Annotated in this window: 16 protein-coding genes; 5 read left to right on the top strand and 11 right to left on the bottom strand. The window is 29.9% G+C overall.

What is annotated here, in order from left to right:
* The first annotated feature begins 12 nt into the window (after window positions 1-12).
* Together gldB and gldC are read left to right on the top strand one after the other, a co-directional pair.
* On the top strand, window positions 13-993 hold the full coding sequence (gene gldB, locus LG649_RS15310) for a gliding motility lipoprotein GldB (RefSeq protein WP_226544698.1): 981 nt from the start codon (window positions 13-15) through the stop codon (window positions 991-993).
* Window positions 993-1,328 carry a gliding motility protein GldC gene (gene gldC, locus LG649_RS15315; protein ID WP_226544699.1) on the top strand — a complete coding sequence of 112 codons (336 nt, stop codon included), beginning with the start codon at window positions 993-995 and terminating at the stop codon, window positions 1,326-1,328. Before gldB ends, gldC begins: the two co-directional genes overlap by 1 nt.
* Before the next feature lie 7 nt (window positions 1,329-1,335).
* Here gldC and LG649_RS15320 read toward each other — a convergent pair whose 3' ends face one another.
* The 6 genes from LG649_RS15320 to rsfS all read right to left on the bottom strand — a co-directional run bounded on the left by LG649_RS15320 (window position 1,336) and on the right by rsfS (window position 6,126).
* Entirely contained in the window at window positions 1,336-1,602 is a 267-nt protein-coding gene (locus LG649_RS15320) for an acyl-CoA-binding protein (RefSeq protein ID WP_226544700.1), read from the bottom strand.
* Window positions 1,595-2,251 (bottom strand): phosphatidylserine decarboxylase family protein, encoded by a 657-nt coding sequence (locus tag LG649_RS15325; RefSeq protein ID WP_226544701.1) that lies wholly within the window; start codon window positions 2,249-2,251, stop codon window positions 1,595-1,597. Before LG649_RS15325 ends, LG649_RS15320 begins: the two co-directional genes overlap by 8 nt.
* A complete protein-coding gene (locus tag LG649_RS15330) occupies window positions 2,241-3,062 on the bottom strand; it encodes a phosphatidate cytidylyltransferase (RefSeq protein ID WP_226544702.1) in 822 nt (273 codons plus the stop codon). Before LG649_RS15330 ends, LG649_RS15325 begins: the two co-directional genes overlap by 11 nt.
* Before the next feature lie 3 nt (window positions 3,063-3,065).
* The gene (locus LG649_RS15335; protein WP_226544703.1) at window positions 3,066-3,677 is read right to left on the bottom strand and encodes an LUD domain-containing protein; all 612 of its coding nucleotides are present in this window, start codon (window positions 3,675-3,677) and stop codon (window positions 3,066-3,068) included.
* Between the two features lie 112 nt (window positions 3,678-3,789).
* Window positions 3,790-5,745, bottom strand: coding sequence for an ATP-dependent zinc metalloprotease FtsH (gene ftsH, locus LG649_RS15340; RefSeq protein WP_226544704.1), 1,956 nt, complete (start codon window positions 5,743-5,745; stop codon window positions 3,790-3,792).
* A gap of 9 nt (window positions 5,746-5,754) precedes the next feature.
* Complete coding sequence (gene rsfS / locus LG649_RS15345; RefSeq protein WP_226544705.1) at window positions 5,755-6,126, bottom strand: ribosome silencing factor; 372 nt, start codon at window positions 6,124-6,126, stop codon at window positions 5,755-5,757.
* Between the two features lie 93 nt (window positions 6,127-6,219).
* On the opposite strand from rsfS, the gene LG649_RS15350 reads away from it, so the two are divergent.
* On the top strand, window positions 6,220-6,948 hold the full coding sequence (locus LG649_RS15350) for a biotin--[acetyl-CoA-carboxylase] ligase (RefSeq protein WP_226544706.1): 729 nt from the start codon (window positions 6,220-6,222) through the stop codon (window positions 6,946-6,948).
* On the opposite strand, the gene LG649_RS15355 is transcribed toward LG649_RS15350, so the two are convergent.
* Window positions 6,945-7,340, bottom strand: coding sequence for an SRPBCC family protein (locus LG649_RS15355; RefSeq protein WP_226544707.1), 396 nt, complete (start codon window positions 7,338-7,340; stop codon window positions 6,945-6,947). The genes LG649_RS15350 and LG649_RS15355 overlap by 4 nt on opposite strands.
* A gap of 49 nt (window positions 7,341-7,389) precedes the next feature.
* Complete coding sequence (pyrE, locus tag LG649_RS15360) at window positions 7,390-8,034, bottom strand: orotate phosphoribosyltransferase (RefSeq protein WP_226544713.1); 645 nt, start codon at window positions 8,032-8,034, stop codon at window positions 7,390-7,392.
* A gap of 128 nt (window positions 8,035-8,162) precedes the next feature.
* Between pyrE and LG649_RS15365 the strand changes: the two genes are divergently transcribed.
* Window positions 8,163-8,747, top strand: a complete 585-nt coding sequence (locus tag LG649_RS15365; RefSeq protein WP_226544708.1) for an NUDIX hydrolase — start codon at window positions 8,163-8,165, stop codon at window positions 8,745-8,747.
* 29 nt (window positions 8,748-8,776) lie between these two features.
* Here LG649_RS15365 and LG649_RS15370 read toward each other — a convergent pair whose 3' ends face one another.
* The 3 genes from LG649_RS15370 to LG649_RS15380 all read right to left on the bottom strand — a co-directional run bounded on the left by LG649_RS15370 (window position 8,777) and on the right by LG649_RS15380 (window position 13,151).
* The gene (locus LG649_RS15370; protein WP_226544709.1) at window positions 8,777-9,826 is read right to left on the bottom strand and encodes a nucleoid-associated protein; all 1,050 of its coding nucleotides are present in this window, start codon (window positions 9,824-9,826) and stop codon (window positions 8,777-8,779) included.
* A 269-nt stretch (window positions 9,827-10,095) separates the two neighbouring features.
* Window positions 10,096-12,519, bottom strand: coding sequence for a ribonuclease HII (locus LG649_RS15375; RefSeq protein WP_226544710.1), 2,424 nt, complete (start codon window positions 12,517-12,519; stop codon window positions 10,096-10,098).
* 32 nt (window positions 12,520-12,551) lie between these two features.
* Complete coding sequence (locus tag LG649_RS15380) at window positions 12,552-13,151, bottom strand: ribonuclease HII (protein WP_226544711.1); 600 nt, start codon at window positions 13,149-13,151, stop codon at window positions 12,552-12,554.
* A gap of 140 nt (window positions 13,152-13,291) precedes the next feature.
* On the opposite strand from LG649_RS15380, the gene LG649_RS15385 reads away from it, so the two are divergent.
* Complete coding sequence (locus LG649_RS15385) at window positions 13,292-15,274, top strand: putative porin (protein WP_226544712.1); 1,983 nt, start codon at window positions 13,292-13,294, stop codon at window positions 15,272-15,274.
* Window positions 15,275-15,439 lie beyond the last annotated feature (165 nt).

Raw genomic sequence — 15,439 nt, forward strand, 5'->3', positions numbered from 1 at the left:
TTATGAAAATTTATGCTGTTTAAGTTTTTTAACAATTTTAATATAAAAATATTAATTGTTTTTATAGTTGTGAGTGCATGTAAGTCTGAAAATGGACTAGAAAATGAAATCTCAAAAATTAATACTAATATTGAAATAGAACGTTTTGATAAGCTTTTTGCTGAGGTTAATGCCGAAAAATTACCTGATTTAAAGCAAGCATATCCTTTTATGTTTTCAAATAAAATAAAAGATTCGTTTTGGTTGGCCAAAAAAAACGATTCATTGCAACAGGTTTTATTTAAGGAAGTTGATGACACTTTTAGCAGTATTAAAGATACTGAATCTGAAATTGAATCGCTTTTTAATCATTTAAAATATTACTTTCCAGAATTTAATCCTCCCAGAGTAATTACAACCACAAATGATGTTGATTACAGAAATAGAGTAGTTGTTACAGATACTATTGTAGTAGTTTCGCTAGATACTTATTTGGGAAGTGACCATGAATTTTATGGAGGAATTCAAAAATTTATACGAGCAAATTTTAATAAAAACCAAATAGTAGTCGATTTGGCTTCACAATATGCTCAAAAATATGTTTACCAAACAGCACATCGAACCTTTTTAGATGAGATGATTTATTTTGGTAAAATTCTTTATTTTAAAGACAAAGTTATTCCGTTTAAAACGGAAGCACAACTCATTGGCTACAACCAAGAAGAGTTAAATTGGGCTATAGCAAACGAAAGCTATATTTGGAGATATTTTGTAGAGCGCGAATTGTTATTTAGTACAGATAAAAAATTATCCAGCCGTTTTATTGTTGATGCCCCTTTTTCTAAATTTTATCTTGAAGAAATTGATACAGATTCTCCAGGCAAAGTAGGCCAGTTTATAGGGTGGCAAATTGTAAAAGCTTACATGAACCAAAATAATGTGTCTTTAAAAGAAATGCTTATAACAAGGCCAGAAGAAATTTATAATAATACAAAGTTTAAACCAAGAAAATAATGGCAAATTTAAAGTCTAAAATAGAGTTGAATGTAGAATTAGATGAAAATCGTATTCCTGAAAAGTTAATGTGGACAGCTCAAGATGGTGGTATAACCAATGAAGAAGCTAAAGCTATGATGCTTGCCGTATGGGATCATAAAGCCCAAGAAACGCTTAGAATAGATTTATGGACGAAAGATATGCCTGTTGATGAAATGAAGGTGTTTTTTCATCAAACTTTAGTTGCAATGAGTAATACATTTAATAGAGCAACTCAAGACGAAAAAATGACAGCTACTATGAAAGATTTTTGTGATTATTTTGCAGAAAAATTAGAACTTAAAAAGAAGTAATTAATAGCTATTTACGATATAAAAAATAGTTATTTACCAAATCTATATACATTTGTTTTGCCTTATCTTGAGTTATATTTTGTACTTGAAATAAGGCATTTGTTTTAAATGCATTTATTATAGGTTTACGGCTTCTTGGCTTACCATAATCGTTAGTTGCTTTTTTATAATAGGCATAAAGCTTAAGTAGTGTATCAGCAGGAAATGGTTCGCTATGTGCGTTAACACGCTCAACAGCTTCAATAAAGGCTTTATCTAAGTTTCTTTTATTCATTAAGCTCTGCTATTATACTTTCTCCACCTCGAACTTTTTGGTTAAGTTCTACTTTAATATTAGTGTCTAATGGTAAAAATAAATCTACACGCGATCCAAATTTTATAAAGCCAGAATCACTTCCTTGTATGGCGTCATCATTAATCTTAGCATAGTTTACAATACGTTTAGCTAAAGCACCAGCAATTTGCCTGTGTAATACTTTTCCATAAGTTTTGTTTTCCACAACTACGGTAGTACGTTCATTTTCTTCACTAGCTTTAGGGTGCCATGCTACTAAATATTTACCAGGATGATATTTGCTAAAAACAACTTTACCGCTTATGGGATAGCGGGTAACGTGTACATTTATTGGAGACATAAATACACTAACTTGTAGGCGTTTTTCTTTAAAATATTCTTTTTCAAAAACTTCTTCAATAACCACAACTTTACCATCAACAGGCGATAAAACCTGATTTTCGTTTAAAACAGTATTTCGTTTTGGGTTCCTAAAAAATTGTAAAATTAAAATTAGAAAAACTACTATGGTAATTAGTAATAAAATTCTTAACCAGTTTATTGTTATAAAAGTATCAACAAGTAAAGCAGCTGCAATAACAGCTATAAATGTTACTAAAATTATTTTATAACCTTCTTTATGAAACATATCGTATTATTCTTAAAAATAAATATATAAATGGAGCGGCAAATATAATGCTGTCTAGTCGGTCTAGCAAACCACCATGACCTGGCATAATGGTACCGCTATCTTTTACCTTGGCCTGTCTTTTAAATTTTGATTCTATTAGGTCGCCAAATGTGCCAAAAACACTAATTATTACACTTAAAATTAACCAGTTGGTAGAGCCTAAAGTTTCTGTAAATTTAGCAATAAAATAACTAATTATACACGAGAAAAATAAACCTCCTATAAATCCTTCTACAGTTTTTTTTGGTGAAATTTTTTCGAATAATTTTTGTTTTCCAAAATTTTTGCCAACTAAAAAAGCGAAAGTATCGTTGCTCCAAACTAATATAAAGCAGCCTAATAAAATGTTAGAATTATAATTACTAAAATAATTAGCAATTAATACTAAAAATACAAAAGCACTCGATAAATAAAATGTGGTTAATAAATACCGCTTACTAAAAAATAGCGGAATGCGTTTAAATGAAAATAAATCTTGGATTAAGAATAGATTTATAAAAATTGAAACAACTAAAAGTATTTTAATAGCTTCATTTAAACCAAGGCCGGTATTTAAAATTGTGTGCCAATAACCAAAGGCTCCATAAATTATAGTAAAAATTATATAAGGAATGTATCCTTTAAAACGGATTAATTTTTTAAATTCATTTAAGCTAACCAAGCCAAATATAAAAAACAAAGCGATTAATAAATGCTCGAACTGTAAACAAAATATTAGCAAGGCAACATATAGTAAGCCAGAAAGCGAACGGATTATAATTTCTTTCATTTACTATAGGTCTTCTAATAAAAGAAGATATAAATTTTTTGAACTACTACCATAACTTAAAAAGTTTTTGTCTTCTTCTTCAGATTTAAAGTTTTTAATTGTAGTAATATTTGTTGGTATGCTTTCTCTATTCTTGCTTTTTATACCACGTAATCCTTCACCAATATTTTCGGCTAATTGGCTGGTTGTGGCAAAAACTATTACATTAAATGGTAATTCATGTAGTTTTTTCTCAAAAATTTGTTTAGATGATATTAATAAAGAGCCATCATTAGCAATTAAATTTTCGCAAGTGGTTAAAAAATAGGTGGCTTCAGATATTTTTAATGTAGACTTAAGGCTTGTGTTTTTAAATTTTTTATCTAGGTTTTTATCTAAAACTAACGCCTTGTCATTCTCCCAAGAGTTTTCAAGAATAATGTTTTCAAAGTTTTCAAAAATTTCTATTAAGTTTTCACAATATAAAAATTTACCGCCATTTGCTTTAAAGTTAATAGTAAACTTTTCATCTATTGGTAGTTTAATTTCAGGCATATATTTCCCTCTATCGTCAGATTTAATTTCTTCTTCTGACGAATTTGGTTTCGAGCCAAAAAACTTTTTAAAAAAACTCATTTAGTGGATTTGCTATTAATCTGAATTCCTTTGGTATTGCCCAAATATAAAAAATCTTAAATTAACGGTGTCGCTAATTTAAGATTTTTACAAAAACCTTTAGAATAAATTATTATTCTTGTTTTTTATCTGTAATATCTAGTGTGTTATTAGCAATAGGTTCCTCTTTTTCAAAAGCTCTTTTACCAAATATTTTTTCTAGATTGTCTTTAAAAATAACTTCTTTTTCTAATAATACTTCAGCAAGTTCTGTGAGTTTATCTTTGTGCTCTTCTAATAAGTTTACAGCGCGTTCGTATTGTTTTTCTATAATTTCAGAAATTTCTTTATCTATTAATTCTGCAGTTTGCTCGCTGTAAGGTTTAGAGAAGCCATACTCGCTTTGTCCAGAAGAATCGTAATATGTTAAGTTTCCTACTTTGTCGCTTAACCCATAAACAGTAACCATGGCACGAGCTTGTTTGGTAACTTTTTCTAAATCACTTAAAGCTCCTGTAGAAATTTTATCAAAAATCACTTTTTCGGCTGCGCGACCACCAAGAGCAGCACACATTTCGTCTAGCATTTGTTCTGGGCGAACAATTAAGCGTTCTTCTGGCAAATACCAAGCAGCTCCAAGAGAGCGGCCACGTGGTACAATAGTTACTTTTACTAATGGAGCAGCGTGCTCTAGCATCCAACTAACAACAGCATGACCAGCTTCGTGAAAAGCAACAGCACGTTTTTCGCTTGGTGTAATTATTTTGTTTTTCTTTTCTAAACCACCAATAATTCTATCTACTGCATCAAGAAAATCTTGTTTATCTACTGCTTTCTTACCATTTCTGGCAGCAATTAAAGCGGCTTCGTTACAAACGTTGGCTATATCTGCACCAGAAAAGCCAGGTGTTTGTTTAGATAAGAAATCAAGATCTAAGCCTTCTGCTTTTTTTAGAGGGCGTAAATGAACTTCAAAAATTTCTTTACGTTCACGAACGTCTGGTAAATCAACATAAATTTGTCTATCAAAACGTCCTGCACGCATTAGAGCTTTATCTAAAATATCTGCACGGTTAGTTGCTGCTAAAACAATTACGTTTGTATTAGTACCAAAACCATCCATTTCTGTTAGTAATTGGTTTAGCGTGTTTTCGCGCTCGTCGTTACTACCAGACATTGCATTTTTCCCTCTGGCACGACCAATAGCATCAATTTCATCAATAAAAATTATTGAAGGAGATTTTTCTTTTGCTTGCTTAAATAAATCTCTAACACGAGAAGCACCAACACCTACAAACATTTCTACGAAATCTGAGCCAGATAAAGAGAAAAAAGGTACTTTGGCTTCTCCTGCCACAGCTTTTGCTAATAAAGTTTTACCAGTTCCTGGGGGGCCAACTAATAATGCGCCTTTTGGTATTTTACCACCTAATGTAGTGTATTTTTCAGGGTATTTTAAAAAGTCTACTATTTCTTGAACTTCTTCTTTTGCGCCCTCTAAACCTGCTACATCTTTAAAAGTAGTTTTAACTTTTGTGTTTTGGTCAAAAAGTTTAGCTTTTGATTTGCCAATGTTAAAAATTTGACCACCAGCACCACCAGCTGCACCACCAGACATTCTGCGCATAATAAAAAACCACACACCAATTAATAATATAAAAGGTAGAATACCAATTAGGAAATCGCCCCAGTAATTTTCATCAGTTTTTAAGCTATATATGTTATATTTATTTATGGCTTTTAAGTCATCTTCAAAATTTTCTAAATTACCAACTTCAAATTTATAATTTGGCAGTTTATTAGCCGTTGGTAAAAAGGTTTGAGGAATCGAGTTTTTATGAATATCCTTAGATTCTGCTTCTTTAGTTAAGTAAACAGTTGCTATTTTACGGTTAACTACTACAACTTTATCAACATCGCCATCTTCAACATATTTAAAAAATTCAGAAGGTGTAATTGTTTGTTCGTTTTGGTAGTTAGAACCACTAATTACTTGATATCCTATAAAAAGTGCTATTAATATGCCATAAATCCAGTATGGGCTAAACTTCGGCTTTTTGTCTTTGGAGTTATTATTGTCGTTTGTCATTTCTGTTTTTTAGTAACTAGTTTCTATAATTGTTGTTTTAGCATCGCCCCAAAGGCTTTCAATGTCATAAAATTCGCGAACATGTTTTTGGAACACGTGTACTACAACATTTACATAATCAATTAAAACCCATTCGGCATTGTCTACACCTTCGGTGTGCCATGGGTTGTCTTTTAATTCCTTGCTTACTTTTTTTTGAATGGAGTTAACTATAGCGTTTACTTGAGTGTTAGAGGTTCCTTCACAAATTATAAAGTAATCGCAAACGGTATTTTCAATATCTCTTAAATCTAGAAGGTTAATTTCTTTACCTTTTACATCTTCAATACCACTTATTATTACAGATATTAGTTGGTCTGCGCTTATTTTTTCTTTCGCCATTAAATATATTTAATTTATGCAAAGTTATTATTTTTTTAGTTCTTTACAGTTTAAAAACTATTAAGATTTTTTAGGTAAATTAATAACCGTGCTATGACTATTATCAAACTTAATGCCATCGATTCAACAAATTCTTTTTTAAAGGACTTGGTATCAAAGCAAATAGTTGACGATTATACGGTTGTGGTTACTAAAAACCAAACTCATGGCAGAGGGCAAATGGGAAGTGTTTGGAACTCGGAAGCTGGTAAAAACCTTATGTTTAGTGTGTTTAAGGATTTAAGTAGTTATAATGTAACATATCCGTTTTATATTAGTATGGCGGTTTCTTTAGCTATTTTAGATACGCTTAAAGCTTTAAATATTCCTGGTTTATCTATTAAATGGCCAAACGACATTTTGTCAGCTAATCAAAAAATTTGTGGAATTTTAATTGAAAATGTCATAAAACATAGAATGAACTCTACTATTATTGGTGTAGGTTTAAATGTTAATCAATTAAATTTTGCGGGTTTATCTAAGGCAAGTTCTTTAAAAAGCATTACAGGTGTTCATTATAATTTAGATGAAATTTTAAATAATATAATTGAAAATATAAAGTGTTATGCTAAAATGTTGCAAGATGAAGAATTTGACGTTGTAAAAAATAATTATGAATCTTATTTGTTTAGAAAAAATAAACCTTCAACATTTAAAAATATTGAAGGTGAATTATTTTCTGGTTTTATAAAAGGAGTAACCAAATATGGTAAAATATTGGTAATGCTTGAAGACGAAGTTTTAAAAAAATTCGATTTAAAAGAAATTACCTTATTATATTAAACAGCTTTAGGCATATTTGTGGCTAAAGTTTCTAAAAATTTGCTTATCGGGCTTTTTATCATCATTGCCATCATTGGGTTAAAATCTCCACTAAATTGTAGTTGTACTTCGCTATTGTTTTCATCAACTTTAATAATGTTTCCAACTAGAGAGAAGTCTAGTTTGCCTCCTGCAGCTCCTAAAACAATTTTATTTGGCGGAATAACTTCTTTCTTTTTTAAAACAATTTCAGGCATTCCTTTAAGGGCAAACAAAAATTTATCGTCGCCTAAAACTTCAAATTTACTAATATTATCGGGCATTAAAGTTTCAAAATTTTTAATATCTGATAAAAAGTTGAATACGGCTTCTGGCGATTTTGAAACGTTAACCTTTGGTGATTCTAAGTTCATAATGTTTTGTTGTTATTTTATGTTTTTTTATAATTTGATTTGTTAACAATCAAATAGCGTTCCAATCACTTGGGTTGGCATTCCAATCTGATAATGTTTTTAATTCTTTTTCTGTAATGTAATTGGTTTCTAGAGCTTTTTCTAGTAAAGTTTCATAATTGCCAAGTGTGCGTAAAAATACGTTTTCGTTTTTAAAGTTTTCTGCAGCCACACTAAAGCCGTAGGTAAATATGGCTACCATGCCTTTTACATTAATGCCTGCATCGCGTAAGGCCTTAACGGCATTTAAACTACTTTTTCCTGTACTTATTAAATCTTCAACTACAACTACATTTTGGCCGCTTTCTATAAAACCTTCAATTTGGTTTTTACGTCCATGGCCTTTGGCATCTGGACGAACGTAAATAAATGGCAAGCCTAAATATTCGGCAACTAGCATACCAATACCTATGGCTCCTGTAGCAACTCCAGCAATGGCGTCGGGTTTTCCATATTGCTCTTCAATATGTTTTGCCATGGTTTCGCGTACATAATTTCTAATAGTTGGAAATGATAAAATAATTCGGTTATCGCAATAAATTGGCGATTTCCATCCTGAAGCCCATGTAAAAGGCTCTTTTGGACTAAGTTTTATGGCTTTAACTTGCAATAAAACTTCGGCCGTTTTTTTGGCGGTGTCTTTGTTAAAAATCATGTCGGTAAAATTACACATAAAATTAAATTTATCTTACAGATAATTGTCGATAAAAATTATTTTTTTCAACATGGTTGTAATTAAAAAATAATACTTTTACCTTACCAAATATATTAATAAGCGGCAATATGTATAAAGCTTTTGTTGGAGATAAACCAATAATTATAACTAGCGATAAAGAAAAAGTTTCTGGGTTTAAAAACTACAGACTAAGAACTGTAAAGATTAAAAAGGTAATTAAAAAATTACAAAACAACCCAGACTTAAAAGGTGTTAAGCTATATCATAAAAACGAAGCTAAACTTTTAAAACGGTTCTTAAAAAAATTACCCAATGTGGTTGCTGGTGGCGGAAAGGTTTATAACGATAAGAAAGAAGTACTTTTTATTTTTAGAAATGGTAAATGGGATTTACCTAAAGGCAAAAAGGAAAAAAATGAAAGTATAGAGTTAAGTGCAATTCGTGAGGTAGAAGAGGAGACAGGTGTTAAAGGTTTAAAAATTATTAAGCCTTTAGATACCACTTATCATATTTTTAAGCGTAACGGTAAATATAAAATTAAGGTTACGTATTGGTTTAAAATGAAAACGGATTATAGTGGTAAATTGCAGGCACAAGAAAATGAAGGTATTACAAAGGTTGAGTGGCTTAATGATAAGCAAATAACAAAAGCTTTAAAAAACTCGTATGCTAATATTAAACTATTGGTTTAAAACCAGGTGAAAGTAATGCCTTAAAGATTTTAGTTTTCTGCGTTAAAGAAAACTTTATAATAATGCATTTTTTTCTCGTCGTCGTAACCGCGTTCTAAATATTCGGTGGATGCATCTGGCGCATCGATATCTAGTTTAATTTGTATATTGGTGTCTAGCTTTATATCTGTTTTAATCTTTCGTTTTTCTTTGGTAACAACAGCTTCAGCTACATCAAATCTATTTCGCATTACTATATTTTGCTCGTCTTCAAATGTTTTTTTGTAATTATCGAATTCGCGTTTGTGTTTATCTTCTTCAAATAATTCTTCTTTAAACTCTTCTATATTTACGGTTTCGTGTTCTTTAAAAAAGTCTATAGTTTTAGCTAAAAAGGTGTTTTGTTCTTTTTTACCGTAGCTTGTGTTAATTATCTCGTCTGCAAAGTCCTTACACAATTCAATGTATTGTTGTGTGTGGTTATTAGCATCGTCTGCATATTTAATATTTAAGAAGTGGTTTATCCAGTACTGAGCATCATAATTATTATTATCGATACTAAAAACAATGGGGCCTTCTTCATCTTTTTGATTTAAAATTAAACAACCTTTATCTACTTTTTTTGAACTGATACCTTTTTGCACTAAAACATCATAGCTATTGTTTTCAAGATAGGTTTGAAAGAAATTAATTTTATTTTCAATTTTAAAAATACCAATAGCGTTTGTTGTAATATCTCTAAACTCTATACCTTCAAATTCTACTACAATAACGTCGCCTGTTTTAATATTTGCAGAATTAGATTGTTCGTATAAATGTGTTACAATGTGTTTAGATGTTTCAATAAAAGCATCATCATCATTAAAAATTTGGTTACTATAACTGTTAATTTCGTTTAGTGCAATACTTGCATGATGGCTAAAGCGATAACTTTGTACAACGGTACCAAACGGGCGAAGTAAAAACGGAAGCATTAAATCGTAACTAGCTTCATCAAAATCTACTAATTTATCCGAAAAGGCATTTTTTGTATCGTTAAACTTATTACCAACTTTATGGATTATAAATTTTGAAATAGAGGCGTTTTTACGTGAAATCATTAGTAGCTTTTTTTAAAATGCAATACTATTAAATATAGTTTAAATTTTTATAAAAAAGAACGCCAAAGTATAATAACTTTGGCGCTCAAAAAAGATTCGAGGACTTAAAAATTTTACTTCCTAACTATTATATTTTTAAATGTTTTGTTGTAATTGAAGTATTATATAGGGTTTTCATATAAAAAATACTACGTTTTTAGAGTGTATAAATTTACATAGCTAAATATAGAAATTAGAACTTAAATAGAAAAGAGTTGTGAAAATAAATATTAATTTAATTGATATACTATAATTGAGTTGCTTTCCCCTTTAGTTACAAATTCTAAATTTTTATTAGAGTCTATATTATCTAAATCAATACTAGAATTTCCATATACAGGAAAGTTTTTTAATAGTTTTGATTGGCTATCAAAAAGATAAATTTTATGAGCTTGCAAATCTGTTACAGAAATGTAAATTTTATCATTTAAATAAAAGAATTTGCATGTTGTATATTCTCCAAAATCTAACTCGGTAGTTTTATTTTTTATAGTTAAAAGGTTTTCGCTTAAAGTAACTAGAGTTTTGCTGCTTGCATCAATAAAATGATTTTCGTTTAAGTTTAAAGGCTGCTCTGTAACATTGCCTTTAGCATCTACGCTGTATAAATTGCCAGAGGTTGTTGTGGTTGTAAAATTGTTTTTATATAGATATAATGAGTTGTTGGAATAGGTTTCTTGAACCTTAGGAGTAACTCTTGTTTTTCCACGGCGATCTAAAATATAAAGTTTATTTTTTGTTTTAAAGGCAATATAATCTTTTCGACCAATTCTAAAATGTTTAGGTTGTGCAATTATATTATCGTTAGCTTTTGTGAAATTAAAACCGTTTACTATTTTTCCTTGGGTGTTGTACATTAAAATGTTTTTACCTTGGGTAACTAATAAACGATAGTCTTTCTTTTTGTCGTAATCAAATACAGATAAAGGTTGGGTAATATCATCATTAAACTTTAAAGGAAACGGTCCAACATCATTTCCATTTCTATCAATAACATAAATGCGGTTGGGTGTACTAAAAGTAAGTTGTAATCTTCCGTTTTTATAAATGTCAATTTGTTCAACTTTACCTAAAATTGGTCCTTTAAGTGTTTTTTTCCAAAGGATTTTTCCTTTGTTAGATATTAAATACAGATTGTTGTTTATATCTTGTACTATAATTTCTTTTTGATTGGTTATATGGTTTTTTACAAATTGCGGTTGTGTTAAAATTGCTTTATCTAATTTTATGTTTAATAGTTCGGTAATTGAATTTTCCTGAACTTTGTTTTTCTGTTTTTGAATAACAGCGTGCAGGTGTGCAAAATTATTATCGTAAACAAACTGAAGACCATTAGCTTCATATTTATTTAGATTAAAGTTGGTAGCATCGTTTTCATTTTTATTTAAGATAGATTTTAAAGAAGTTGCATTAACTATTTGTAATAATGATGAGGCTTTACTTAATTTAGCTTCTGTATACTTATAATATGTAGTTGTTGCTAGTGTTGTTTTATTTTGGTAACTAGCTATAATGTTTTGTAGAGTTTCTATATTATTTGAGAAAACAAAAAAGTTGTCTAAAATACAATACAGAGTTGTGTTTTTAGTTAAGATAAATGGCGAAAATGTGTTTTCGAAAATTTGAGGCGTGTTAAACTCGTAAATTTCAACTTCACGAAATTCATTTTTTTTATTTCTAGAACTAATAAGAGCATCACCAGTAGCAATTACATCTGTAGAGTTTAAAACTATGGAGCGGTTATTATCCTCATATATAACACCAACTTCAATAACATCTTGAAAAAGGGTGGTAATCTGTAAAGTGTCAGTTTGTTTGTGCTTTTTTAAGTTTTCATTAAATGTGTTGAAGCTATCAAAAGTTAAGCTTAAAAAGCCATCGCAATTAGACGGGGCAATGTTTTTAATTTGATTTTCTTGAGGAATTGTGTTTTTAAAAACATTAATTAAGCTTTTTGTCGAGTCCTTTACTGTTGTAATTCCGTTAATTAAAATAGCATCTTGTGTAACATCGATATCTGTGGCGTAGTAAGAACTAAAATTTTTTAAACTTAAAGAATCTGCAAAAAACACAGTTTCATTATTTAAATAATTGCTGTTTAAATAAACAGAAAAAGGAGAATCTTTATCTAAAGAATTATAAGCATTAGGTATTTTATAGCTGTTTTTTAAAAAAGCTTTTTCAACCGCTTTTTGAGATGATGATATATAAAAAGTACTGTCAATTAATGCGCTGTAGGAAATATTGTTTTTTATTTTAGACTTGGTAATGGATTTGGTTTTGAAAGTTAAGGTTTCTTCAGTGTAATTTGGTAATGAGTCTGATTTAAATATCTCTGAATTAAATTTAGTGATTAACGAATATTGTAAGCTATCATTTTCATCTTTAAACAAGCAAATTAAAACTTCCCCTTTAGGGTTTAAATAATTAATGTTTTCTAATTTTTCTTCTAAAGACAAGTAGTTAAAACTTTTTGACACTTCAAATAAAAAACTGTTGTTTTTAATACTGTTTTTCAAGCCATCTAAATTTGAAGACTTTATAACTGCTAACGCATTTTCTGGAACATACTCGGCAAGATCTTTTCGGTTATTTTTAGAGTAGGTGCAACTAAGGCAAATAAATGAAAGTAGGAGTATAAAAAGAAATCTCATATAAATGAATGAATTTTTACAAATATAAAAACTTATAAATCTAACTTAAATTGTTCAGGTAATAATCTAAACGATTTTCTGTGGTATTTGGTAATACCATATTTTTTGATAGCCTCTCGGTGCTCTTTAGTTGGGTAGCCTTTATTTTTTTTCCAATTATACATCGGGAATTCTTCATGGATTTTGTCCATATATAAATCACGATAAGTTTTAGCTAGAACAGATGCAGCAGCAATGCTTAAATATTTTCCATCACCTTTAATAATAGTTTCGGCAGGAATATTTTTGTAAGGCTTAAATCGGTTACCATCAACAATTATAAATTCCGGAGTAGTTTTAAGTTGGTCAATGGCTTTGTGCATCGCAAGAATAGAAGCATTTAAAATATTAATTTGGTCTATTTCTTCCTGGAAAATATGGAAAACTCCAAAATGCAAGGCCTTTTTTTCAATAATAGGTTTTAAAATATTACGTTTCTTTTCACTTAGTTGTTTCGAATCTGTTAAAATGGTGTTTTTAAAACCGTCTGGTAAAATTACGGCCGCAGCTGTAACAGGTCCAGCTAAACATCCGCGTCCAGCTTCGTCAGTTCCACATTCAGTTTTATATTTCGAATATTTTTTTAATAACATATCGCTAAAATATCTATAAACTTAATTAATGCAATAAAATCTTAATTTTTGTTTAAAGTTTTAGTCGCGCATTCAATATTTAAAATAATTGTGTTCACTTTGCGTTCAAATATTTACTTTTGCTTCCGAAATTCTCGTTTATGAATAAATTAGTTACCACTTTATTATTTTTATTATTTTTTGTAAGCTTAAGTGCCCAAACAAAGCTAGATAAAAGTTCATTTCAAAGAACTACAGAGGAAACAAAAAATAATGCACAAGATTCTTTGTTGTCAAGGTCAAATAAAAACAGTAAAGAAAAAAGTGGAGATAAAAATGAGAAAGCCAAAATACAAGACTATCTTATAATTTCCCATAACAGAGATACAACTTTTGTAGATACCACTTTAACCATACAAAAGGAATACAAATTTAATTATTTAAGAAAAGACAATTTTGGGTTGCTACGTTTTTCTAATATAGGGCAAACTTACAATAGTTTAACCTATAATTTTCAAAACACAAATTTAATGCCTGGTTTTGGTGCAAGAGCAAAACATTTTAATTATACAGAAATAGAAGATGTAAATTATTACAGAGTACCAACACCTCTTACCGAACTGTTTTATAAAACAGCTTTCGAACAAGGTCAGTTAGCCGACTCTTTTTTTACAATAAACACAACACCGCAATTTAATTTTTCTGTAAGATATAAAGGATTACGCTCATTAGGTAAATATCAACATATTTTAACAAGTACAGGTAACTTTACATTTACTACAAACTACCAAACAAAAAACAAGCGTTACAATATGCGAGGCCATATTACCATGCAAGATTTTTTAAACGAAGAAAACGGAGGTATAGTAGACGATAATATAGATGAATTTGAAAGCGGAGACCCTGAATTTCTAGATCGTTCCATATTCGAGGTTAATTTCGAAAATGCCGAAGGGTTTCTAAAAGCAAAACGTTTTCATCTAGAACACGATTATAAACTAATAAATCAAACCGACTCTTTAGCATTAAACCAATTAACTTTTGCGCACATTATGTCTTTCGAAGATAAATACTATCAATTCGATCAAACAACCGCAGATACAGATTATTTTGGAGAAGCATTCGTATCAAGCACATTACAAGAGCGCGCAACTATCGAGAATTTTTACAATCAATTACAAGTAAACTATAGTAATAATATAATAGGAGACTTGCAATTTAATGTAAGTAATAACAATTATAATTACGGGTACAATAAAATAATAGTATACGAAGGAGAAACAATAACAAACCGTTTAAAAGGCAACATCTACGCAGCAGGAGCAAAGTACCATAAACGATACAAAGGTTTCAATTTAAACGGCGAAGCAGGATTAAACTTCGCAGGAGATTTCGATGGTAATTACATAAACGCCTCGGCATCATTTAAGTTAAGAGAAGACATAGCAGCCACTGCATCAATAAATCACAGTTCACAAGTACCAAATTACAATATGCTCTTGCATCAAAGCGATTATATAGAGTACAATTGGCAAAATAGCTTTAGTAATATACAAACACAGCAGTTATCATTCAACGCTAAATATAAAAAATTGCTAAATCTAACAGTCGATTATTCAACAATAACCGATTACGTATATTTTAAAGAAAACGAAACAAGTCTGCAAGTAAGTCCATTTCAAAACCAATCTACAATAACATACTTAAGAGCAAAACTCGAAAACGAAATAACATTTGGCAAATTCGCCTTAAACAATACTATAATGTATCAAAACGTTCAAGATCCCAATAATACATTAAACGTACCAGAACTAAACACCAGAAATACCTTATATTACTCCAATCATTTATTTAAAAAAGCACTCTATTTACAAACAGGCTTTACTGTAAACTACTTTACAAAGTATTATATGAACGCCTATAACCCATTGCTAGCAGAATTTTACGTACAAAACGAAACACAATACGGTAATTTCCCGTTAATAGATTTCTTTTTAAATGCAAAAATACGTCAAGCCCGTATATTCTTTAAAACCGAACACTTCAATTCATCCTTTACAGGTTACAATTATTATTCAGCACCAAACTATCCATATCGCGATTTCATAATCCGTTTCGGTGTAGTATGGAATTTCTTTATGTAATAAACCTCCCAATAATTTAAGGCGTTACCCGTAGGGTTGGGCTTTCACTACTCGCACTTTCCTTTGTCAAGGCGCTCAAACAAGCCGTTCAATCCCTAACGCGTGGCGTACTAAAAAAGGCTTGTAAATAAAAGTAAAGGCAATTAACCATCAGTAAAAGTTCAA

This window comes from Neotamlana laminarinivorans, assembly GCF_020523925.1.
Lineage (GTDB): Bacteria > Bacteroidota > Bacteroidia > Flavobacteriales > Flavobacteriaceae > Neotamlana > Neotamlana laminarinivorans.

What these genes read in the sequence shown, in the direction of transcription:
- gldC (WP_226544699.1), top strand. Translation starts at nt 993, where the DNA reads ATGGCAAATTTAAAGTCTAAAATAGAGTTGAATGTAGAATTAGATGAA.
- LG649_RS15320 (WP_226544700.1), bottom strand. Translation starts at nt 1,602, where the DNA reads ATGAATAAAAGAAACTTAGATAAAGCCTTTATTGAAGCTGTTGAGCGT.
- LG649_RS15375 (WP_226544710.1), bottom strand. Translation starts at nt 12,519, where the DNA reads ATGAGATTTCTTTTTATACTCCTACTTTCATTTATTTGCCTTAGTTGC.
- LG649_RS15335 (WP_226544703.1), bottom strand. Translation starts at nt 3,677, where the DNA reads ATGAGTTTTTTTAAAAAGTTTTTTGGCTCGAAACCAAATTCGTCAGAA.
- LG649_RS15355 (WP_226544707.1), bottom strand. Translation starts at nt 7,340, where the DNA reads ATGAACTTAGAATCACCAAAGGTTAACGTTTCAAAATCGCCAGAAGCC.
- LG649_RS15325 (WP_226544701.1), bottom strand. Translation starts at nt 2,251, where the DNA reads ATGTTTCATAAAGAAGGTTATAAAATAATTTTAGTAACATTTATAGCT.
- rsfS (WP_226544705.1), bottom strand. Translation starts at nt 6,126, where the DNA reads ATGGCGAAAGAAAAAATAAGCGCAGACCAACTAATATCTGTAATAATA.
- LG649_RS15380 (WP_226544711.1), bottom strand. Translation starts at nt 13,151, where the DNA reads ATGTTATTAAAAAAATATTCGAAATATAAAACTGAATGTGGAACTGAC.
- gldB (WP_226544698.1), top strand. Translation starts at nt 13, where the DNA reads ATGCTGTTTAAGTTTTTTAACAATTTTAATATAAAAATATTAATTGTT.
- ftsH (WP_226544704.1), bottom strand. Translation starts at nt 5,745, where the DNA reads ATGACAAACGACAATAATAACTCCAAAGACAAAAAGCCGAAGTTTAGC.
- LG649_RS15385 (WP_226544712.1), top strand. Translation starts at nt 13,292, where the DNA reads ATGAATAAATTAGTTACCACTTTATTATTTTTATTATTTTTTGTAAGC.
- LG649_RS15365 (WP_226544708.1), top strand. Translation starts at nt 8,163, where the DNA reads ATGTATAAAGCTTTTGTTGGAGATAAACCAATAATTATAACTAGCGAT.
- LG649_RS15370 (WP_226544709.1), bottom strand. Translation starts at nt 9,826, where the DNA reads ATGATTTCACGTAAAAACGCCTCTATTTCAAAATTTATAATCCATAAA.
- pyrE (WP_226544713.1), bottom strand. Translation starts at nt 8,034, where the DNA reads ATGATTTTTAACAAAGACACCGCCAAAAAAACGGCCGAAGTTTTATTG.
- LG649_RS15330 (WP_226544702.1), bottom strand. Translation starts at nt 3,062, where the DNA reads ATGAAAGAAATTATAATCCGTTCGCTTTCTGGCTTACTATATGTTGCC.
- LG649_RS15350 (WP_226544706.1), top strand. Translation starts at nt 6,220, where the DNA reads ATGACTATTATCAAACTTAATGCCATCGATTCAACAAATTCTTTTTTA.